General features: G+C 71.3%; 18 protein-coding genes. 13 read left to right on the top strand and 5 right to left on the bottom strand.

The genetic code is table 11. The features are described from left to right. Positions 1 to 74 precede the first annotated feature (74 nt). Positions 75 to 3,293, top strand: coding sequence for a glycosyl hydrolase family 95 catalytic domain-containing protein (locus tag ACSC1Q_RS18610; RefSeq protein ID WP_436759966.1), 3,219 nt, complete (start codon positions 75 to 77; stop codon positions 3,291 to 3,293). Positions 3,294 to 3,680: 387 nt separating this feature from the next. Continuing rightward, positions 3,681 to 4,886 carry a cytochrome P450 gene (locus ACSC1Q_RS18605; RefSeq protein WP_436759965.1) on the top strand — a complete coding sequence of 402 codons (1,206 nt, stop codon included), beginning with the start codon at positions 3,681 to 3,683 and terminating at the stop codon, positions 4,884 to 4,886. Positions 4,887 to 5,014: 128 nt separating this feature from the next. Here ACSC1Q_RS18605 and ACSC1Q_RS18600 read toward each other — a convergent pair whose 3' ends face one another. After that, entirely contained in the window at positions 5,015 to 5,836 is an 822-nt protein-coding gene (locus tag ACSC1Q_RS18600) for an ABC transporter permease (RefSeq protein ID WP_436759964.1), read from the bottom strand. Further along, positions 5,833 to 6,777 carry an ATP-binding cassette domain-containing protein gene (locus tag ACSC1Q_RS18595; protein ID WP_436759963.1) on the bottom strand — a complete coding sequence of 315 codons (945 nt, stop codon included), beginning with the start codon at positions 6,775 to 6,777 and terminating at the stop codon, positions 5,833 to 5,835. Before ACSC1Q_RS18595 ends, ACSC1Q_RS18600 begins: the two co-directional genes overlap by 4 nt. Positions 6,778 to 6,864: 87 nt before the next feature. On the opposite strand from ACSC1Q_RS18595, the gene ACSC1Q_RS18590 reads away from it, so the two are divergent. Beyond that, positions 6,865 to 7,590, top strand: coding sequence for a TetR/AcrR family transcriptional regulator (locus tag ACSC1Q_RS18590; protein ID WP_436759962.1), 726 nt, complete (start codon positions 6,865 to 6,867; stop codon positions 7,588 to 7,590). A 58-nt stretch (positions 7,591 to 7,648) separates the two neighbouring features. Next, complete coding sequence (locus ACSC1Q_RS18585; RefSeq protein WP_436759961.1) at positions 7,649 to 8,083, top strand: DNA-binding protein; 435 nt, start codon at positions 7,649 to 7,651, stop codon at positions 8,081 to 8,083. 12 nt (positions 8,084 to 8,095) lie between these two features. Here ACSC1Q_RS18585 and ACSC1Q_RS18580 read toward each other — a convergent pair whose 3' ends face one another. Together ACSC1Q_RS18580 and ACSC1Q_RS18575 are read right to left on the bottom strand one after the other, a co-directional pair. Next, positions 8,096 to 9,295: a macrolide family glycosyltransferase gene (locus ACSC1Q_RS18580; RefSeq protein ID WP_436759960.1), complete on the bottom strand. Its 1,200-nt coding sequence runs from the start codon at positions 9,293 to 9,295 to the stop codon at positions 8,096 to 8,098. Positions 9,296 to 9,482: 187 nt separating this feature from the next. Further along, on the bottom strand, positions 9,483 to 10,511 hold the full coding sequence (locus ACSC1Q_RS18575) for a GDP-mannose 4,6-dehydratase (RefSeq protein ID WP_436759959.1): 1,029 nt from the start codon (positions 10,509 to 10,511) through the stop codon (positions 9,483 to 9,485). A gap of 292 nt (positions 10,512 to 10,803) precedes the next feature. On the opposite strand from ACSC1Q_RS18575, the gene ACSC1Q_RS18570 reads away from it, so the two are divergent. The 6 genes from ACSC1Q_RS18570 (at position 10,804) to ACSC1Q_RS18545 (ending at position 18,573) form a co-directional block, all read left to right on the top strand. Next, the gene (locus ACSC1Q_RS18570; RefSeq protein WP_436759958.1) at positions 10,804 to 12,048 is read left to right on the top strand and encodes a glycosyltransferase family 4 protein; all 1,245 of its coding nucleotides are present in this window, start codon (positions 10,804 to 10,806) and stop codon (positions 12,046 to 12,048) included. A gap of 40 nt (positions 12,049 to 12,088) precedes the next feature. Then, on the top strand, positions 12,089 to 12,802 hold the full coding sequence (locus tag ACSC1Q_RS18565; RefSeq protein ID WP_350969293.1) for a class I SAM-dependent methyltransferase: 714 nt from the start codon (positions 12,089 to 12,091) through the stop codon (positions 12,800 to 12,802). Between the two features lie 17 nt (positions 12,803 to 12,819). Next, positions 12,820 to 13,872 (top strand): prenyltransferase, encoded by a 1,053-nt coding sequence (locus ACSC1Q_RS18560; protein WP_436759957.1) that lies wholly within the window; start codon positions 12,820 to 12,822, stop codon positions 13,870 to 13,872. A gap of 141 nt (positions 13,873 to 14,013) precedes the next feature. After that, complete coding sequence (locus ACSC1Q_RS18555) at positions 14,014 to 15,312, top strand: DUF1702 family protein (RefSeq protein WP_436759956.1); 1,299 nt, start codon at positions 14,014 to 14,016, stop codon at positions 15,310 to 15,312. 34 nt (positions 15,313 to 15,346) lie between these two features. Beyond that, complete coding sequence (locus tag ACSC1Q_RS18550) at positions 15,347 to 17,473, top strand: CRTAC1 family protein (RefSeq protein ID WP_436759955.1); 2,127 nt, start codon at positions 15,347 to 15,349, stop codon at positions 17,471 to 17,473. Next, positions 17,470 to 18,573, top strand: coding sequence for an enediyne biosynthesis protein UnbU (locus ACSC1Q_RS18545; protein WP_436759954.1), 1,104 nt, complete (start codon positions 17,470 to 17,472; stop codon positions 18,571 to 18,573). Before ACSC1Q_RS18550 ends, ACSC1Q_RS18545 begins: the two co-directional genes overlap by 4 nt. On the opposite strand, the gene ACSC1Q_RS18540 is transcribed toward ACSC1Q_RS18545, so the two are convergent. Beyond that, positions 18,509 to 19,156, bottom strand: coding sequence for a class I SAM-dependent methyltransferase (locus ACSC1Q_RS18540; protein ID WP_436759953.1), 648 nt, complete (start codon positions 19,154 to 19,156; stop codon positions 18,509 to 18,511). The genes ACSC1Q_RS18545 and ACSC1Q_RS18540 overlap by 65 nt on opposite strands. 76 nt (positions 19,157 to 19,232) lie before the next feature. Between ACSC1Q_RS18540 and ACSC1Q_RS18535 the strand changes: the two genes are divergently transcribed. The 3 genes from ACSC1Q_RS18535 to ACSC1Q_RS18525 are packed head-to-tail and all read left to right on the top strand — an operon-like array spanning position 19,233 to position 20,998. Next, positions 19,233 to 19,697, top strand: coding sequence for a pyridoxamine 5'-phosphate oxidase family protein (locus ACSC1Q_RS18535; protein ID WP_436759952.1), 465 nt, complete (start codon positions 19,233 to 19,235; stop codon positions 19,695 to 19,697). A gap of 9 nt (positions 19,698 to 19,706) precedes the next feature. Further along, positions 19,707 to 19,901 (top strand): ferredoxin, encoded by a 195-nt coding sequence (locus tag ACSC1Q_RS18530; RefSeq protein ID WP_436759951.1) that lies wholly within the window; start codon positions 19,707 to 19,709, stop codon positions 19,899 to 19,901. 11 nt (positions 19,902 to 19,912) lie between these two features. Further along, positions 19,913 to 20,998: an alcohol dehydrogenase catalytic domain-containing protein gene (locus tag ACSC1Q_RS18525; protein ID WP_436759950.1), complete on the top strand. Its 1,086-nt coding sequence runs from the start codon at positions 19,913 to 19,915 to the stop codon at positions 20,996 to 20,998. Positions 20,999 to 21,181: the final 183 nt, after the last annotated feature.

Here is a 21,181-nt window from a genome sequence, read left to right as displayed (position 1 = left end):
CCGGGCTATATGGCCAGAGTTCGGCCAACGCCGAGCTGTCAGCAAATGTGACACGGCTAGATACACCCGATGACTTGACACTCTGGTATGACAAACCGGCCACCGATTGGGAGACCCAGGCGCTGCCGATCGGCAACGGCGCGCTGGGCGCCATGGTGTTCGGCGGAGTGAACACCGAGCAGATCCAGTTCAACGAGAAGTCCCTGTGGACCGGCGGCCCCGGCGCGAACAACTACGACTTCGGCAACTGGACCTCCCCCAGGCCGAACGCGATCGCCGAGGTCAGGGCGCAGATCGACCGCGACGGCAAGATGTCCCCCGAGGCGGTGGCGGCCAAGCTTGGACAGCCCAAGAGCGGCTTCGGCTCCTACCAGACCTTCGGCGACCTCTGGCTGGACATGCCCCAGATCCCCGCGGGCGCCGCGAGCGACTACCGGCGGGAGCTGAACCTGCGCGACGCGGTCGCCAAGGTCGGCTACACCGCGGACGGGGTGACCTACTCCCGCGAGTACTTCGCCAGCCACCCCAGCAACGTCGTCGTCGGCCGGATCTCCGCTGACAAGGCCGGTAAAGTCTCCTTCACGCTGCGCACCTCCTCGCCCCGCAACGACAAGCAGGTCTCGGTCTCCAAGGGCCGCCTCACCGTCAAGGGTGTGCTCGCCGACAACGGCATGAAGTTCGAGTCGCAGGTCCAGGTGGTCACCCAGGGCGGCACCCGCACCGACGGCACCGACAGGGTCACCGTCACGGGCGCCAACAGCGCGATGTTCGTGCTGTCCGCGGGCACCGACTACTCCGACGTCTACCCGACCTACCGGACCGTGGACCCGCACGCCAAGGTGACCGCGGCGGTCGACGCGGCCGCCGGCAGGTCGTACGAGGGGCTCAAGTCCAAGCACCTGACCGACTACCGGAACCTGTTCGACCGGGTCAAGCTCGACCTCGGGCAGAAGGCCCCGGCCATCCCGACCGACAGGCTGCGCGCGGCGTACACCGGCGGCGCCTCGGCCGACGACCGGGCGCTGGAGGCGTTGTTCTTCTCCTACGGCCGCTACCTGCTGATCGCCTCCTCCAGGGAGGGGTCGCTCCCGGCCAACCTCCAGGGCGTGTGGAACAACTCCACCAATCCACCCTGGTCGGCCGACTATCACGTCAACATCAACCTGCAGATGAACTACTGGCTCGCCGAGCAGACCAACCTCGCCGAGACGACCGAGCCGTACGACAAGTACGTCCAGTCGATGATCGCTCCCGGTCAGAAGACCGCACAGGAGATGTTCGGCTCGCGCGGCTGGGTGGTGCACAACGAGACCAACCCGTTCGGCTTCACCGGCGTGCACAACTGGGCCAGCTCGTTCTGGTTCCCCGACGCGGCGGCGTGGCTGACCCAGCAGATGTACGACCACTACCGCTTCAGCGGCAGCAACAAGTACCTGCGCGGCACCGCGTACCCGGCGATGAAGGGCGCGGCCGAGTTCTGGCTGGACACCCTCTACACCGACCCGCGTGACGGCAAGCTCGTGGTCTCCCCCAGCTACTCCCCCGAGCAGGGCGACTTCACGGCGGGCGCCTCGATGTCCCAGCAGATCGTCTACGACCTGCTGACCAACACCCTGGAGGCGGCGAAGGAGCTGAAGAACGACAAGCCCTTCCAGGCCGAGCTGCGGGCCGCGCTGGACAAGCTCGACCCGGGCATCCGGATCGGTTCCTGGGGCCAGCTCCAGGAGTGGAAGGCGGACCTGGACAACCCTCGCAACGACCACCGGCACGTCTCCCACCTCTTCGCCCTGCACCCCGGACGGCAGATCACGGCCGGTACCCCGGAGGCCGAGGCGGCCAAGATCTCGCTCACCGCGCGGGGCGACGGCGGCACCGGCTGGAGCAAGGCGTGGAAGGTGAACTTCTGGGCCCGCCTGCTGGACGGCGACCACTCGCACAAGATGCTCAGCGAGCAGCTCAAGAGCTCCACGCTGGACAACCTGTGGGACACCCACCCGCCGTTCCAGATCGACGGCAACTTCGGCGCCACCTCCGGCATGGCCGAGATGCTGCTGCAGAGCCAGCACGACACGATCCACGTGCTGCCCGCGCTGCCGTCGGCCTGGACCGACGGCTCGGTCACCGGCCTGCGCGCCCGGGGCGACGCGACCGTGGACGCCTCGTGGAAGGACGGCAACGCCGACAGGGTCACCGTGCACGCCGGGAGGACCGGTCCCCTCAAGGTCCGCGCCGCCATGCTCGGCGGCCTCTCCCACGTCGAGGACGAGAGCGGTAAGACGATCAACCCGCCCCGCGACGGTGACGTCATCACCATCGACGCCAAGGCCGGGGAGTCCTTCACGATCGTCAACGGGGTGACCGTCAAGATCACCGCACCCGTGATCGCGGGCGCCGGCGAGTCGATCCCGGTCACCGTCACCGTCACCGCGCCCGGCACGAAGGACGTGCCCGCCGGAACGCTCACCCTCGCCCTGCCGCAGGGCTGGACCGCCACCCCCGGCTCGTCGGTCCAGGTGCCCGCCGTCTCACCGGGCAGCCCGAAGACCTTCTCGTTCTCCGTGGCCGTCGGCCCCGCGAACGGGACCAGGTCCGCGCGGATCGCGGCGGAACTCTCGGGCGACGGCTGGAAGGCGGGCAGTTCCGCCGCCGTCGGCCTCAACCCGTGCGTCACCCCGCCGACGGACAGGGCCGTCGTCGCCTGGGACCCGACGTCGGGCACGACCGTGACCGACAGCTCCGGCAGCGGCAGGAACGCCAACGTCGTCGGCACGGCGACCTACGACGCCACCGCCCCGAGCGGCAGCGGGCTGGTCCTGAACGGCTCGACCTACCTCAACACGGCGAACACGCTGCTGGGCTACATGCCCGAGGCGACGTTCGCGGCCGAGGTCAAGATCGGGGGGACCGGCTACCGGAGGCTCTTCGACTCCCAGCCGGGCGGCAACCCCGGCACCGACGGGATCATCATCGACCTCACCCCCTCCAACACCCTGCGCTTCATCGGCGCCGGGCAGAACGTGGGGCTGAGCGGGACGATCCCGACCGGCCGCTACATCGACCTCGTCGTCACCATGAACCGCAACGGCGCGATCAACACCTACGTCGACGGCACCCGGGTCGGCGGCGGCAACGCCACCACCGACGGCATCACCGGCTGCACCTCCCGGCCGCTGCGCTTCGCCGCCGACCAGGACGGCGGCCAGCGCCTGACCGGCGCGGTCGACCGGATGGCCATCCTGCCGAGGGCCCTCACCGCCGCGGAGGTGGGCACCTGGCGCGACATCGCGTTCTGATCCACCCTCCCGTACGCGATCCATCCCCAATCTCCTGACGGGGCCGATCCCGAATCCCATCCCGTGAGGCCCGGGACGCGCACGCGTCCCGGGCCTCACGGCCGTGTGCGGACGGACGGGCGCCAGGGGGTCCCAACTTGACGAGGGTCCCCCGCCGTAATAGAACACGTTTCAGAAAGAAGAATCTCCAAACGCCTGATCAAGCGCTTGGTGACTCGGCGTGCCCCGGACGGGAGGCGGGAACATCGGAAAGTCCCGTCATCACCGCGTTCGCGATGGATTCTCAGCGAACCGGTAGGGTACGCCGCTGACCGCACCCCCAGGCCGCACCGACAATGAACCGTGTCACCGCGTCACGAGAACGCCGACCGGCTCGCAGGAGGACCAATGGATATCGATCTGGTCGACCAGGACTTCTATTGGCGGAACGGCGCGCCCTACGATCAGCTGGCCTGGCTACGGGCGAACGCGCCGGTCTACGCGCACCCGGGCGACGCCGAGCGGGGCTGGCCGGGCTTCTGGGCGGTCACCAGGCACGCCGACGTGGTGCAGGTCTCCCGCCGCTCCGACCTTTTCTCGTCCAGCAGGAAGCTCGCGCTCTTCAACGAGATGCCCGAGGACCAGATCGCCCTGCAGCGGATGATGATGCTCAACCAGGACCCGCCGGACCACACCCGGCGGCGCTCCCTGGTCAACCGGGGCTTCACCCCGCGCATGATGGGCGCCCTGGAGGGGCACATCCGCGACATCTGCCACGAGCTGGTGGACGAGGCCAAGGGACGCGGCTCGGTCGACTTCGTCCGTGACATCGCCGCCCCGCTGCCGCTGTACGTGATCTGCGAGCTGCTCGGCGCCCCCGTCGAGGACCGCGACAAGATCTTCAACTGGTCCAACCAGATGATCGGCGCCGAGGACCCCGACTACGCCGCCGACCCCGACGAGGGCACGAACGCGGCCGCGGAGGTCTACGCCTACGCCAACACCCTGGCCGCCGAGCGGCGCGCGCAGCCCCGCGAGGACATCGTCACCAAGCTGATCATGCCCGACGCGGCCGGGGAGACCCTCACCGAGGAGGAGTTCGACCTGTTCGTGCTGCTGCTCGTGGTGGCGGGCAACGAGACCACCCGCAACGCGGCCTCGGGCGGCATGCTCGCCCTCTTCGAGAACCCCGAGCAGTGGCGGCGGCTGGTCGCCGACCCCGCCCTCGCCCGCACCGCGGCCGACGAGATCGTCCGCTGGGTCGCCCCGGTGAACCTCTTCCGCCGTACGGCCACCACCGACACGACGATCGGCGGGCAGGAGATCAAGGCCGACGACAAGGTCGTGATCTTCTACAGTTCCGCCAACCGCGACGAGGAGGTGTTCGCCGACCCCGGTGTCTTCGACATCGGCCGCGACCCCAACCCGCACATCGGCTTTGGCGGCGGCGGGGCGCACTTCTGCCTGGGCAACCACCTCGCCAAGCTGGAGCTGCGGGTCCTCTTCGAGGTGCTGGCCGAGCGGCTGCCCGGCCTGGAGCAGGCCGGAGAGGCCCGCCGCCTGCGGTCCAACTTCATCAACGGCATCAAGGACCTGCCGGTCTCCGTCGCCTGAGGTCCCGCGCCGGAAAGTCCTTCGTCCCCCTCCCCCGTTCGCCGGTGCCGAGCGGGGGAGGTGCCGGACGGAACCTCACCGCCGCGAGCAGCGGATCCTCAACCGTCCCGGCCCGCCCGGGCGGGCTCTCACCGTCCTCCGCGCCGGTAGGCACGGACCGACAGCGGGACGAACACCACCAGCAGCGCGGCCGACCAGAGCAGGACGGCGGCCACCGGATGCGCGAGCGGCCAGGCCACGTCCCCGGACGTCACGCCCGGATTGCCGAACAGCTCCCGGCAGGCGGCGGTGAGCGCGCTCACCGGGTTCCAGTCGGCCAGGAACCGCAGCCACCCCGGCATGCCGCCGGTCGGGACGAACGCGTTCGACAGCATCGTGAACGGCAGGAACAGCGGCACCATCGCGTCGGCGACCCGCTCGTTCCTCACCGCCAGGCCCACGTAGACGCCCACCCAGCTCAGCGCGTACCGCAGCACGATCATCAGCAGGAACGCCTGGGCCGTGGGGACCGGGCCGCGGTGCGGCTGCCAGCCCACCAGCAGGCCCGCGCCCACCATGACGGCCAGCATCAGCAGGCCGATCAGGGAGTCGGCGCCGGTCTGCCCGAACGGCACCGCCAGGCGCGCCATCGGCATGGAGCGGAACCGGTCCATCACACCGCGGGAGGCGTCGGTGGCCATCCGCGTCATGACCCCCATCACCGCGGAGAAGGTCACCATCGCGAACAGGCCGGGCATGAGGTACTCGCGGTAGTCGCCGCCGTCCGGCACCTGGACGGCGCTGCCGAAGACGTATCCGAACAGCACCACCATGACGGCCGGGAAGATCAGCGCCGCGACGAGTTCGCCGGGATCGTGTCGCAGCCGTCCCAGCTCGCGGCCGACCAGGGTCAGCCCGTCGGTGAACGTCCACCGCAGGCGGCGGCCCGGTGACGGGGCGAGGCCGGTCATCGGACCGGCTCCTTCCGGTCGGTGAGGCGCAGGAACACCTCGTCGAGGGTGGGACGGCGCAGCCGCACGTCCGCCGCGGCGACCTCGGCGCGGTCGAGCTCGCGCACGATGTCGGCGAGCCGCAAGCCGTCGCCGGGCAGGACGACGCTGAGCCGGTCGGCGCCCGTCGTCGTGGGATCGTTCCCGGTCAGGGCGTTCAGTACGGCCGCCGCCGGGCGCAGCGCGGCCGGGTCTTCGAGGACGAGGTCGAGGCGGTCCCCGATCGTGGCCTTCAGCTCGTCGGGAGTGCCGGTGGCGATCACTCGCCCGTGGTCGACGACGGCGATGTCGTCGGCCAGCCGGTCGGCCTCCTCCAGGTACTGCGTGGTGAGGAGCACCGTGGTGCCGTCCGCCACCAGCTCGCGGACGCTGTCCCAGATCTCGCCGCGGCTGCGCGGGTCCAGGCCGGTGGTCGGCTCGTCCAGGAAGAGCACCTCGGGGCGCAGGATGAGGCTGGTGATCAGGTCGAGGCGGCGCCGCATGCCGCCGGAGTAGCCGGTGACCTGCCGGTCGGCGGCGTCCGTCAGGCCGAATCGTTCGAGCAGCTCGTCGGCCCGCCGGTGCGCGTCGCGCCGGGACAGGTGACAGAGGCGCCCGAACATGCGCAGGTTGCCACGGCCGGTGAGCTTCTCGTCCACGGCGGCGTGCTGGCCCGCGAGCCCGATCATGGCCCGCACCTCGCCCGCCTCGCGGACGACGTCGTGTCCGGCGACGCGGGCGTGCCCGGCATCGGGATCGGACAGGGTCGCCAGGATGCGCACCGCGGTCGTCTTCCCCGCGCCGTTCGGGCCCAGCACGCCGCAGACCGTTCCCCTCGGGACCTGTAGGTCCAGGCCGCGCAGGGCGTGGACGTCGCCGAAGGACTTGTGCAGCCCCTCGGCGACCACGATCGGTTCCGCCATGATCCCCCCTAACTGGGTACGTTGTACTCGGTTATGACGGCCAGGGTAAATTACTGGGTACCATGTACGCAAGTAGGGGGTGGGACGGTGACCGACGCCGAGTACGTGAGCATCTGGATGCGGCCCGAGCGCCCGGCCCGGGGGCCGAAACCGGCCTACAGCCGCGCACGGATCACCGAGGCGGCGATCCGGATCGCCGACGCCGAGGGGCTGGAGGCCGCCACCATGCGGCGGATCGCCGCCGAGATCGGCGCGGGCGCGATGTCCCTCTACCGGTACGTCCCGAGCCGCGACGACCTCGTCGAGCTCATCGCCGACCACCTGCAGGGCGAGATCGACGTCGCGGGACTGCCCTCCGGCGACTGGCGCGCGGACCTGACGCGCTACGCCGACGGGCTGCGGGCGATGTGGCTGCGCCACCCGTGGATCGCCACCGTGCAGCGGTCGCTCCCCGGCTTCGGCCCCAACCAGCTGCTCGTGATCGAACGGGTGATAGGCGTCCTCGACGCCCACGTCTCCATCGACGAGAACCTCGGCCTCATGGCCATGCTGAACGGCTACGTCGAGGGCGCCGCTCGCGAGGAGGTCAGCTGGGCCGAGGAGGTCCGTCGCAGCGGGCTCAGCGAGTCGGAGTGGATGAAGCGGAGCTCCTCACGCGTCCACCAGCTGCTGAGCAGCGGGGACTACCCGATCTTCACCAAGATCGTGATGCAGGCCCGCCAGCCGCACCTGAGCCGCGACGACCAGTTCCGGAACGGGCTGGAGCGCGTCCTCGACTGCATCGCCGCGGCGCTCCCCCCGGCCACCGCTTAAACATTCTGTTTAACTCACTACGTTGACAACGGGGTGTTTAATGGCGCATCCTGGTCGCATGCCCGCTTCCCATGACGGATCATCCGACCCCTTCACGCCCCCCGACCCGGCCCTGACCAGGGCGCACCGCGAGTACGCCTCCCTCTCGCGTATCGCCGAGCGCCACGCGTCCGACGAGGGCCGGCGCCTCCGGCAGGTCCACCCCACGGTCCTCGGACCCCACGAGGCCGTCAGGCTCGTGACGTTCCTGCTGAGCGGCGGCGCCCATCGCGAGGAGGGTGAGCCGGAGGTGGACCACGCCGACATCACCGCCGCCCTCACCCTCCTGCCCCGGGCCCGCGCGGAGATGGACGAGCTGGAGGCGGCGCTCCTCCTCGTGGCGCGGGGCCGGGGCCTCACCTGGCAGGAGATCGCGTTCGGTCTCGGCCTCGCCACCCCCCAGGCCGCCAAGCAGCGGTACGAACGCCTGGCGGGCCGCACCTCCGCCCACTGAGTCAGGAACGAATCAGGAAACCGCGCGAGGTGCGAGCAGCTCCTCGATCAGGTCGGCCGCGCGGGTGGTACCGCCCTCGCCCCGGACCTCGTCCCCGAGCCTGGCCAGCCGCGCCGCCACCTCCGGGTCCGAGGTGAGGTCGAGCAGGGCCGCGCGCAGCGCCTCGGGGGTGGCCTCCCCGGTGTCGATCCGGCGGCCGACCCCGAGCTCCACGAGCCTGTCGGCGTTGCCGAACTGGTCGGCGGCCTGCGGGACGGCGATCATCGGGACGCCGCAGTACAGGCCCTCCTGCGTGCCGCCCATGCCCGCGTGGGTGACGAACGCGTCGGCCCGCTCCAGGATCGAGAGCTGCGACACCCAGGGGTGCACCTCGACGTTGGCGGGGATCGCGCCGAGTTCCGCCCGGTCCACGAACTTGCCGACCTGGAGGACGACGTGCCAGCCGGGCAGGTCGCCGAAGGCCGCCAGGCAGGAGCGGTAGAAGTCCGGCAGGTTGGTGAAGGCCGAACCCAGGGAGACGAGCAGCACCTTCTCCGCGCCCTCGGGGCGGGTCCAGGGCTCCTGGTGGGAGCGGGTGGCGAAGCAGGGCCCGGTGAAGGTGATCCGGGCGGGGTCGACCCGCTCGGCGTTGGGCTGCACGACCTTCGGGATGAGCGCGAGCGCCCGTGGCGGGCGGCCCCCGAAGTCGTCGGAGTCGATCCCGTGGATGCCGTTGCCGCGCAGCCACTCCTCGAACCGCCGGTAGTGCTCGGCCCCGCCGGGGGCCTTCCTCAGCTCGGCCATCATCGGCGCCATGTCCTCCCGGTAGCCCTCCCAGGCCACGTAGGTCGGCGAGAGCTGCATCAGGGGGATGTCCCAGTTCTCCGCGAGCACCCGGGCGGTGTAGCCCCCGATGTCGTAGAGGAACAGGTCGGGCCGGTCGTTCTCGTACGCGGCGCGGAGCTGCGGCAGCATCGAGATCGCGTCGTCGAGGAAGACGTCGAGCTGGGCGATCGTGTCCTCCGGCCACTCGGCTGTGTCGCCCATGGGCAGGGTCGAGGCGTACGGGACGAGCTCGGCCCCGGCGCCGGTGACCACCTCGGCGAAGGAGGGGTCGTTGGCGTAGGTCACCCGGTGCCCGCGCGCCACCAGCTCCCTGATCACCTCGATGCTCGGGTTCACGTGGCCCGGCGCGGGGATGCTGACCATCGCGATATGCGCACGTCGGGACATGGTTTCTCCTCTGTCGACATCTTTTCCGGGCCTACGGGAAACGATACGTACCGTCTCGCCAATAGGTACAGCATCGCCCCTCTCGGGCATGCCGTCAAGACGAGACGTTCCGTTTCGTCTAGCGAGCGGGAACCCGCCGGGTCGGCTCAGGCGGTCCCGGCACCCGGAAAAGGGAGAGCGGGAAGACTCAGGGCCAGGAGGAGTCCTGGTCGGGGTCGCCGCCCTCGGAGAGCAGCTTCACGTCCGACTCGACCATCATCGCCACGAGCTCCTCGAAGGTGACCGTGGGCTCCCAGCCGAGCTGGACGCGGGCCTTCTTCGGGTCGGCGCAGAGCAGGTCGACCTCCGCCGGGCGGTGCAGGGTCTGGTCGGTGACCACGTACCGCTCCCAGTCGAGACCGGCGGCGGTGAAGGCGGCCTCCACGAGGTCGCGGACGGTGTGGGTGCGGCCGGTGCCGATCACGTAGTCCTCCGGCGTGCCCGCCTGGAGCATCAGGTGCATCGCGCGGACGTAGTCCCCGGCGAAGCCCCAGTCGCGGCGCGCCTCCATGTTGCCCAGGCGCAGCTCGGAGGCGAGGCCGAGCTTGATCCTGGCCACGCCGAGCGTCACCTTCCTGGTGACGAACTCGGCCCCCCGGCGCGGGGACTCGTGGTTGAACAGGATCCCCGACACCGCGTACATGCCGTACGACTCGCGGTAGTTCTGCGTCAGGAAGTGCCCGTACGCCTTGGCCACGCCGTACGGCGAGCGGGGGTGGAAGGGGGTGATCTCGGTCTGCGGGGTCTCGCGGACCTGGCCGAACATCTCCGAGGAGGAGGCCTGGTAGAAGCGGATCTGGTCCGACCCGGCCACCGTGCGCGAGGAGGAGATGCCCGAGCAGACCCGGATGGCCTCAAGCATGCGCAGCACGCCCATGCCGGTCACCTCGGCGGTGAGCTCGGCCTGTTCCCACGACATGGGGACGAACGAGATGGCGCCCAGGTTGTAGACCTCGTCGGGCTGGACCTTCTCGACGGCGGAGATCAGCGAACCCTGGTCGAGCAGGTCGCCCCGGACGAGCTGGACGTCCTGGAGAAGCTTGCGGAGCCGCGATACACGGGGGTTGGCCTGCCCTCGGGCGAGGCCGGAGACCTCGTAGCCCTGATTGAGCAGGCACTCGGCCAGATAGGAACCGTCCTGCCCGGTGATACCGGTGATCAGCGCGCGCCTGGCCAACGCGTCCTCCTCGCTTGCGGGGGCGGCGACCTATGCCTGGTCTTGTGCCGTTTGATGGCGAATGTACCCGCACACCTCCCGAAGGGGCACCATCACCCCGCGGCGCACCTAGAACGCGTTACACCGAATCACGCTCGGTAAGGCTAACTTCCCAGTTCGCGCCCCGTGAAGCACGATCTAGGCACAATTCCACATCAGGTGCAACAGAGCTCCCGAATGGTAGGGTCCGAGGACTAAGGTCATCTTTCACGGTACCTGTCCCCTTTTCGGACAGGTTGAGAAGGGGGTTGCCGTGCCGGGTGCTGAATCACTGCGCGTCGCGCTGCTGTCGTACCGCAGCAAGCCGACCTGTGGTGGGCAGGGCGTCTACCTGCGTCATCTCAGCCGCGAGCTGGTCGCCCTCGGGCACAGCGTGGAGGTCTTCTCCGGCCAGCCCTACCCGGAGCTCGACGAGGGCGTCGTCCTCACCAAGATCCCCAGCCTGGATCTGTACCGCGACGAGGACCCCTTCCGCACCCCCGGGCTGCGCGAGTACCGCGACTGGATCGACCTGCTTGAGGTCGGCACCATGTGGACCGCCGGATTCCCCGAGCCGCTCACCTTCAGCCTGCGGGCCTACCGCGAGCTGAAGAAGCGCGTCGGCGACTTCGACGTCGTGCAGGACAACCAGACCCTCGGCTACGGCGTGCTCGGCATCCAGAAGCTGTTCCCGGTGGTCGGGACCATCCACCACCCGATCAGCGTGGACCGGCGCATCGAGCTGAAGGCCGCGACGCTGCGCAAGAAGATCCCGATGCGGCGCTGGTACGGCTTCGTCCGCATGCAGGCCAAGGTCGCGCCCCGGCTCAACCCGATCCTGACCGTCAGCGAGTCGTCCCTCGCCGACATCCACCGCGACTTCAACGTGCCGCAGAAGAACATGCGGCTCATCCCGCTGGGCGTCGACACCCGCTACTTCCACCCGCGCCCGGAGATGCCCAAGCGGCCCGGTTCCATCGTCGCGGTGGCCAGCGCCGACTCCCCGATGAAGGGCGTCGCGACGCTGCTGCGGGCGGTGGCGAAGCTCGCCACCGAGCGCGACGTGAACCTCACCGTGGTCAGCAGGCCCACCCCCGGCGGCCCGACCGAGAAGCTCGTCGCCGAGCTGGCGCTGCACGACCGGGTGAAGTTCGTCCACGGCATCTCCGACACCGAGCTGGGCGAGCTGATCGCCACCTCGGAGATCTCGGTCGTCCCCTCCCTGTACGAGGGCTTCTCGCTCCCGGCCGTCGAGCACATGGCCTGCGGCACCCCGCTGGTCGCCAGCCGCACCGGGGCGCTGCCCGAGGTAGTCGGCGACGCCGCCGTGCAGGTGGCGCCGGGCGACCCCGAGGAGCTGGCCGCGGTGCTGCGCCGCCTGCACGACTCCCCCGAGGAGCGGGCCGCGGTGGGCAGGAAGGGCTACGACCGGGTGATGGAGCGCTACACCTGGAACGTCGTCGCCAAGCGGACCGTGGAGGCCTACCACGAGGCCATCCAGGCCCGCCGCGCGACGTGAGCGACACCCCCGAACCACCAACTGTGAAGAGGAGCGGCGAGTGCTGACTGTCGACTTCGACCGGCTGCCCGTGGGACCGGGGAACCGAGTCCTGGACCTGGGCTGTGGCGGCGGACGGCATGCCTTCGAGGTGCTGCGGCGCGGCGCCGACGTGGTGGCCTTCGACATGGACGCCAGGGAGCTGGAGGGCGTGGCGAGCATGTTCGCCGCGATGGACAAGGCCGGGGAGGTGCCGCCCGAGGCGACGGGCGACACCGTGACGGGCGACGCGCTCGACATGCCCTTCGAGGACGGCAGCTTCGACCGGGTGATCGCGGCCGAGGTGCTGGAGCACATCCCCGACGACATGGCCGCGATGCGGGAGATCTTCCGGGTGCTCAAGCCGGGCGGCCAGGCGGCCGTCACCGTGCCGAGCTTCCTGCCCGAACGGATCTGCTGGGCCCTCGACGAGGCGTACCACACCGCTCCCGGCGGGCACGTCCGCATCTACACGCTGGCCGAGCTGAGCGCGAAGCTCAAGTCGACGGGCTTCACCGTCGGCCCGCACCACCACGCCCACGGCCTGCACGCGCCGTACTGGTGGATCAAGTGCGCGGTCGGCGTCGGCAACGACGACCACCCGCTGGCCAAGGCGTACCACGAGCTGCTGGTCTGGGACATCATGAAGCGCCCCGCCGCCACCAGGATCGCCGAGGCCGTGCTCAACCCGCTCATCGGCAAGAGCGTGGTGCTCTACGTCCGGAAGCCTGCGTGAGCTCCGGAGGGGAACCGGTGAACGCCTCCGTGGAGTGGGAACAGGTCGTCCAGACCGCGCGGAGCATCGCGGCGGTGCAGGAGCCCGACGGGGGCGTCCCGTGGCCCGAGGGGCACGTGGACGCCTGGAACCACATCGAGTGCCTGATGGCGATGAGCGTGGCGGGACTGACGGGGCCGGTCCGCCGGGGGTACGACTGGCTGGTCCGCACCCAGCGGGCCGACGGTTCCTGGCCGATGAAGCTGGTCGGGGGCGAGGCCGTCGAGCAGGGCGGGGAGTCCAACCACGCCGCGTACGTCGCGGTCGGCGTCTGGCACGAGCTGCTGGTGACCGGGGACGAGGACTTCGCCCGGCGGATGTGGCCGGTCGTCCGGGCCGCGCTGGACTTCGTGGTCGGCCTGCAGACCACCCGGGGTGAGATCGTCTGGGAGCGCGCGGCCGACGGCAGGCCCGCCGGGTACGCCCTGCTGACCGGCTGCGCCTCCGTCCACCAGGGGCTGCGCTGCGGTGTGCTGCTCGGCGAGCACTTGGGCGACCCGCAGCCCGACTGGGAACTCGCCGCCGACCAGCTCGGCCACGTGCTGGCCGCCCACCCGGAGGCGTTCGCCGACAAGAGCCGCTTCTCGATGGACTGGTACTACCCGATCCTGGGCGGCGCGGTACGCGGCCCGGCGGCGGAGGCGCGGCTGGCCGAGGAGTGGGACACGTTCGTGGAACCGGACCTCGGCATCCGCTGCGTCTCCGACCAGCCGTGGGTGACCGGCGCCGAGACGTGCGAGCTGGTGCTCGCCCTCGACGCCCTGGGCGACCGGGAGCGGGCGTCGAAGCTCTTCTCGGACATGCAGCACCTGCGGCACGAGGACGGTTCGTACTGGACCGGCTGGCAGTTCGTGAACGAGAAGCACTTCCCGCACGAGCGCTCCGCCTACACCGCGGCCGCGGTCGTGCTCGCCGCCGACGCGCTGGCCGGGTACACCCCCGCGTCGGGCGTCTTCCGGGACGCGGGCACGTACGTGACCGACCGGCCCACCGCCGCCTGCGGCTGCAGCCACGCCCGCTCCCTGGGCTGAACCCCCCCGTCACGGCCTGGCCGCGGGGACTCCCGGCCGGGCCCCCGGCGGTTTCCCCGCGTTTCCCCGCGCGGAATTCTTTGCCCTGAATCGGAAACGCGGTACTTGAAGGGCCGGGGGCGGCTCACTACGTTCGGGTCCGTGAGCAACGCGGAGGGCACCCGGACGGTCACTCAGGGAGACGGCGCCGGGACGGCCGACGCGAGGACCGGCACCGAGGCCGCCGACACGCCGGATCCCCCGCGATCTCCCGGCGCGCCGGACACCCCGGGCCTTCCCGACCTCGTCGACCTCCCACTCCCTCCCGCCCCTCCGGACCTCCAGGACCTCCAGGACCTCCAGGGCCTTCAGGACCCCCCGGCCTCCCCTCCCTCCCACCGCGAGCCCCCGAGCCCGGCGGATCCCGCCAACCCGCCCGAAGCCCCGGAGAACCCCTCCGAGCCCTCCGGCCCGCCGGAGGAGGCGTCGGATCCGTCCGCGGGGCCACCGAGGTCCCTCACCCCGGCCAGGCCGAAGGGCGTGGCCCGGCTGCTGTGGCAGGATCCCGCCCGGATGGGGTTCGGGGTGCGGCGGTTCCGGCTGGGCCCGGCGCGCGAGCTCCTGGAGAGCACGGGAGAGGCGTTCGTCTCCGGCTTCAACGCGGTGGTCGCCGGGGAGACCGGGCGGATCGACGACCTCCGCGAGGACCTGCGCGGTTTCGCGTACGAGGGCGCGGGCATGGCCTGCGCCACCCTCGACGTGCTCACCCTCACCGGCGGGCGCCGTCTCAGGGAGCTGCTGAGCGGGCAGGGCCTGCGCTACCCGCACCTCGTCCACATGGGCACCGGCCGGGCGTACGCCCGCATGCGGCTGCGGCCGATGTGGGGCGTCCACTCGGTGCACCCGCTGCTGCGCTGGCTCGCCCACGACGGCTTCGGCTTCCACCAGGGCTTCCTCTCCTCCGACCGGACGGTGGGACGCCAGCGCACGGCCGGGCTGATGGACCGGACACGGCGGGCGATCTTCGACCAGGGGCTGGGGCGGATGCTCTGGTTCCACGAGTGCGCGGGGGCGGACGACGTCGTGATGCGCGTCGCCGAGTTCCCCGCGGGACGCCGCGCCGACCTGTGGAGCGGGGTGGGCCTCGCCGCCACGTACACCGGGGGCGCGAGCGCCGCGGACCTGTGGCGGCTCGCCTCGGCCGCGGCGGAGGACGGCTTCCGCGCCCACCTCGCCCAGGGCTGCGCCCTCGCCTGCGCCGCCCGGCTGATCTCGGACGTCGTCCCCGAGCACACCGTCGCCGCCGCCCCCGTGCTGTGCGGGGCCGAGGTGGACGAGGCGGCGGGCTGGACCGACACCGCGCTCGTCGCGCTGGGCCACAACGCGCACAGCGACGACCACTACCAGGCCTGGCGGGCGGGGATCAGGAAGGCCTGGGCACGACGCGACCGCGATTCATGACGCCCGTGACACGTACGACCACTCACGACCACTCATGATCACGACTCGGAGGGCGGTGGGAACGGTGCCGGGGGTTCGCAGGTACGCGGCGGGAGTCCTGGCCCTGGTGGCCGCGACCGCCGGGTGGAGGCTGACCGCCCTGCCGGACACCTCGGCCGTGGAGGCGTCCGCCGACTTCTCCTTCCACGCGAGACGGCTGGGCCCGCCCGCGGAGCCCGGTGACCGCGTCCTGCGGCCGGTCGCGCCCGGATACGCGAACCTACGGAGCCGGGTGTCGGCGCTGGGCGCCGGGGTGGCCCTGTTCGACGTGGACGACGAGATCGTCGCCGACGACCTGTGCCTGGTCGATCCCCGCCGCGACACGGTGACCGTCAGGCCCGCACCGGGGACCTCCCGCGGCTACCGGCCGTTCACGCTGGTCCCCCCGGAACGCGGGCGGCACGAGGCGCCCACCGGGTGCCTGCCCGCCGATCTCGACCAGGACGGCTGGGAGGACCTGGTCGTCTACTACTGGGGCCGCTCCCCCTCCCTGTTCCTGCGCGTGCCCGGGACGCCCCCGTCCGGCGCGGCCTTCCGCCACCGCGCGCTGACCGGCGAACCGGAGATCTGGAACACCAGCGCCGCCACGGCCGGTGACTTCGACGGGGACGGCCGCCTCGACCTGGTCTTCGGCAACTACTTCCCCGACGGCGTCAGGGTGCTGGGCGGCGGCGCCGACCACGGCGACGCCGTGATGCCCGACTCGCTGTCCGCCGCCGCCAACGGGGGCGGCGACCGGCTCTACCGGGCGACGGGTCCCGCGCTGTTCACCGAGGCCGAGGGGGTGTTCGACGAGATCGAGGGCGAGGGCGGAGGCGGGGGCTGGACACTCGCGCTGGGCACCCAGGACCTGGACGGCGACGGGCGGCCGGAACTGTACGTGGCCAACGACTTCGGTCCCGACCACCTGCTGGTCAACGAGTCGGTGCCCGGCAGGATCCGGTTCACCGAGGCCCGGGGCGCCCCGGGCCTGGCGACTCCCCACTCCCGGGTGCTCGGCCGCGACTCGTTCAAGGGGATGGGGGTGGCCTTCACCGACCTCAACGCCGACGGCAGGCCGGACATCCTAGTGAGCAACCTCACCGGCGACCACGCGCCGCACGAGAGCAACTTCGCCTTCGTGTCCCGGCCCGGCGGGCTCCACGAGGGTCACGCGCCGTACGACGACCTCGGCGAGGAGCTGGGGCTGAGCCGCGGCGGCTGGTCCTGGGACGTCAAGGCCGCCGACTTCGACAACGACGGCGTCGACGAGATCATGCACGCGACCGGGTTCGTCAGGGGTGAGGCCGACCGGTGGGCGCGGCTGCGCGAGGCGTCGTCGGTCAACGACCTGCTCCTCTCCCACCCCTCGCTGTGGCCGGACCTGCGGGCCGGTGACGACCTGTCGGGCCGTGACACCAACACCTTCTTCACCAGGGGCCCGGACGGCCGCTACGTGGACGTGGCGCGGCGGGCCGGGGTGAGCGGCGGCAACGATGACAGTGGCGACGACGGTGACAGTGACGGTGACGGTGACGGTGACGGCGGCACGGTCGGCCGGGCGTTCGCCGTGGGCGACGTCGACGACGACGGGCGGCTGGACTTCGCGGTCGCCAACCAGTGGTCCGCGTCGGTGCTCTACCGCAACCACGGCCCGACGGCCCCGTTCGTGGGCCTGAGGCTCCGCCTTCCCGCCGGTGCCTGCGGCACGCCCCCCGCGACACCCCCCGCGCGGACGCGTACGGGACAGACACCCCCCGAGCCGACGCGCCCCGGACCGGCGAACCCCAGCCTGGCGCACCCCGAACCGGCGAGCCCCGGGCAGGCGCACCCCAGGTCCGCACGACCCGAGCCGGTACCCCCCGGGCCGACGCGGGCCGCCGTCGGGGCCGTGGCCACGGTGCGCCTGCCTGGCGGGGTGACGCGCAGCAGGCAGCTCTACCCCGCCAACGGCCACAACGGCGTCTCCGCGCCCGAGCTGCTGTTCGGCCTGGGCGACGACCTGCCGGGCGCCACCGTCCCCGTCGAGATCTCCTGGAGGGACGCCTGCGGCGGCGCCCGTACCGCGTCGCTGTCCCTGGAGCCCGGCTGGCACCGGATCCTGCTGGCCGGCGGCCGCGCCTCGGAGATCCGGCGGCGATGAACACCGACCCGAGACGAGACAACCAGGACCGGAACCTCCGGAACCGGCACGACCGGAGCCCGCGCGGCCGGAAGCGGGACGAGGCGTTCCGGCGGCTGGCGGAGTCGCTCACCGTGATCACCGTGCTCGGGCACACCGTGCTCGGGTTCGAGCAGTCCTGCCTGGCTCCGGTGGTCGGCGTGCTCACCGGCGTGACCGCCGAGTTCGCGCTGGAGACCGTGGAGGCGTGGTCGCGACGGCGCCCGCCCCGCTACCTCGGGGTGCCCCGCGCCCGGGTCGTCGCCTTCTTCCTGCCCTCCTACGTCTGCGGCCTGCTCTGCGCGATGCTGCTGTACGGCAACGGGCACCTGATGCCGGTCGTGCTGGCCGTCCTCATCGGCGTCGGCGGCACGTACGTCTTCCGCGTGACGCCGGCACCACAGACGCCGCGGGTCCCGAGGGCCAGGGAGACGCCGGAGACGGTGAGAGAGGCCGGGAGGGCGCGACAGGCCTCCGAGGACGCGCCGGGCAGGCCGTTCCTGAACCCGGCGGCCCTCGGGGTCGTCGCCGTGCCGCTGCTGTTCCCGTGGGTCGGCCTCGCCCCGGCGTACCAGTTCACCGCGTGGGTCTCGGGGCCGTTCGACCTGGTCGTGCCGCTGGCCGTGCTGGCCTGGGGAACGGCGGTGAACGCCAGGCTCGCGGGGCGGCTGCCGCTGGTCCTCGGCTGGGTCTGCGGGTTCGTCCTGCAGGCGCTGGTCAGGGGAGGGCTGACCGACATGTCGACGGTCGGCGCCCTGCTGCCGATGACCGGGACGGCCTTCGCCCTGTACACCGGATACCTGATCGTCGACCCCGCCACGTCCCCGGCGAAGCCGCGTGACCAGGTCGCGTTCGGCCTGGCCACGGCGGCGGTCCACGGGCTGCTGGTCCACTTCCACGCCGTCTCCGGGCTGTTCCTCGCCCTGGTGCTCGTCGGCGCGGGCCGGGGACTCCGGGTGGCCCTGCGGGCCCGGTTCCGGCCGCCCGGCGCCAGTCGGCCGGTGCCGTGCGGGGAGCTCAGCCGATACCGGGACCGACCCGTTCGAGCACCCGCAGCGAGCCCTCCTGCCGGACCTCCTTGAACGCGCCGGAGGCGAGGACCCGCTGGTAGACGCGGTACGGGGCCTGCCCGCCCTTGGCCGGGTCCGGGTAGATGTCGTGGAAGACCAGGGCGCCGCCCCGCATGACGTGCGGCGCCCACCCCTCGTAGTCCTTGGTCACCGGGTCCTCGGAGTGGCCGCCGTCGATGAAGAGCATCGCGAGCGGGGTGTTCCACAGCGCGGCGACGCGCTCGGACCTGCCGACGATCGCGACGACCTCGTCCTCCAGACCGGCGGAGGCGATGGTGGTGCGGAACGTGGGCAGCGAGTCCATCTTGCCGAAGCGGAGGTCCATCATCGTGGGGTCGTGGTGGGCCCAGCCCGGCTGGATCTCCTCGGAGCCCCGGTGGTGGTCGACGGTGAGGACGACGGACCCGGCCTGCCGGGCCCCCGCCCCGAGGTAGACGGCGGACTTCCCGCAGTAGCTGCCTATCTCGCAGATCGGGCCGCGTGGCCCGTACTCGGCGGCGGTCTCGAACAGCGCGATCCCCTCCTGGTGTGGCATGAAACCCTTGGCGCGCTGGGCGACGTACAGCAGGTCGGCCGGCATGGTGGCGATGCTCATCGCAGCAGACTACCGAGACCGAACAACATTCCGAATGCCCTTGCCCGACCTTGTGGAACGTGTTCTACTTTGCACCGTGAACCAGCGCGCCCGCATCGTGATGTCCGACGACGAGGTGACGGCTTTCGTCGGCGAGTCGCGGAAACTGCAACTCGGCACGATCAACCCGGACGGTACACCGCACATGGTGACCATGTTCTACGGGCTGACCGAGGGCAGGATCTCGTTCTGGACCTACGGCAAGGCGCAGAAGACACTCAACATCCAGCGCGACGCCCGGGTGAGCTGCCTGATCGAGGCCGGGGACGAATACTCCGACCTGCGCGGTGTCCTGGTCTACGGGGTCGCGCGGAGGATCGACGACCCCGAGGGCATCCTCGATGTCGGCATGAACGTGGCCAGACGGATGGCCGGAATGCCCGACGCGGAGGAGTCGCTCACCGAATACGTGGCCTACACCGGCCGGAAGAGGGTCGCCTTCGTGGTCGAGCCGAGTCGAGTGATCTCCTGGGATCACCGTAAGCTCGCCATTCCCGGTTAGGAGGCCCGTATGAAAATCAACGTCGACTATCTGGTCTGCGAGGCCAATGCGGTCTGCATGGGACTCGCCCCAGAGGTCTTCGAGCTCGACGACGACGACCAGCTGCACCTGCTGGTGCCTGAGCCGCCGCCGGAGATGATGGACCGCGTCCGGCACGCGGTCCGGTCCTGTCCCAAAGCCGCCCTCTCCCTTGAGGAGAACTAGGAGGACCCCCCATGCGTGGTGCGCTTCTGCATGCCGTCGGCGACGACAAGCTCGACATCCGCGACGACTTCACCCTCGCGCCGGTAGGCCCGGCGGATGTCCGCGTCAAGATCAGGGCCACCGGCGTCTGCCACTCGGACCTGTCGGTGATCAGCGGCGTGCTGCCCATGCCGCTGCCGATCATTCCCGGTCACGAGGGCTCGGGCGAGGTCGTCGAGGTCGGCGACCACGTGACCTCGGTGCGGCCCGGCGACCACGTCATCGTCAACTGGACCCCCGCCTGCGGCAGCTGCGCGAACTGCCTGGTGAACCAGCCGTTCCTGTGCATGACGTACGTGATGGACAGCTTCGTCAACGCCCGCTTCCGCTACGGCGGCGACACCCCGGCGTTCGGCATGGCCGGGTGCGGCACCTGGTCCGAGGAGATCGTCGTGCCCTGGCAGGGCGCGATCAAGGTCGATCCCGACGTGCCGTTCGAGGCGGCGGCCCTGATCGGCTGCGGGATCACCACCGGCGTCGGCGCGGCCCTCAACACGGCCAAGGTACGGGCGGGCTCGACCGTCGCCGTGGTCGGCGCGGGCGGCATCGGCCTGTCGGTGATCCAGGGGGCCCGCATCTCCGGCGCCACCACGATCCTCGCGATCGACCCCCTGGAGTCCAAGCACGCCCTCGCCAAGAAGGTCGGCGCGACCCACGCCATCACCCCGGACCAGCTCATGGACGCGGTCGGCACGCTCACCGGCGGCGCCGGGTTCGACTACGGCTTCGAGGCCGTCGGCAAGTCCGCCGCCATCATGACGGCCTGGCAGGCGACCCGCCGGGGCGGCGACACGATCGTGGTGGGCGCGGGCGCGGTGGACGACAACGTCCCGCTGAGCGCCTTCAGCCTGCTGTTCGAGGGCAAGAACATCCTCAGCTCGCTGTACGGCGGCTCGGACGTCCGCCGCGACTTCCCGTTCTTCGCCGGGCTCTACAAGGCGGGCAAACTCGACCTGGAGAGCATGATCAGCTCTCGCATCAAGCTGGCCGACCTCAACGACGCCGTGGCGGCGCTCAGGGGCGGCGAGGTGCTGCGCCAGATCGTCGTCATGGACTGAGGGTCGGCACATCCGGGAGCCGGGCCATCGGGCCGCCCACCTGAGCGGGGCGGACCGGCGGCCCGGCCCTTCTCACCGTTCTCACCGCGCGCGCCTTGGCCGGAAGGTCACTCCGAGGAGAAGGCGGCGTCGAAGGCGGCGGTGGGCGGGGTGATGGCGTTGAGCCTGCGGATGACGGCCAGG

The organism is Streptosporangium heterodermiicola, from assembly GCF_051390675.1.
GTDB lineage: Bacteria > Actinomycetota > Actinomycetes > Streptosporangiales > Streptosporangiaceae > Streptosporangium.
This window is presented reverse-complemented; position numbering and strand designations above follow the sequence as displayed.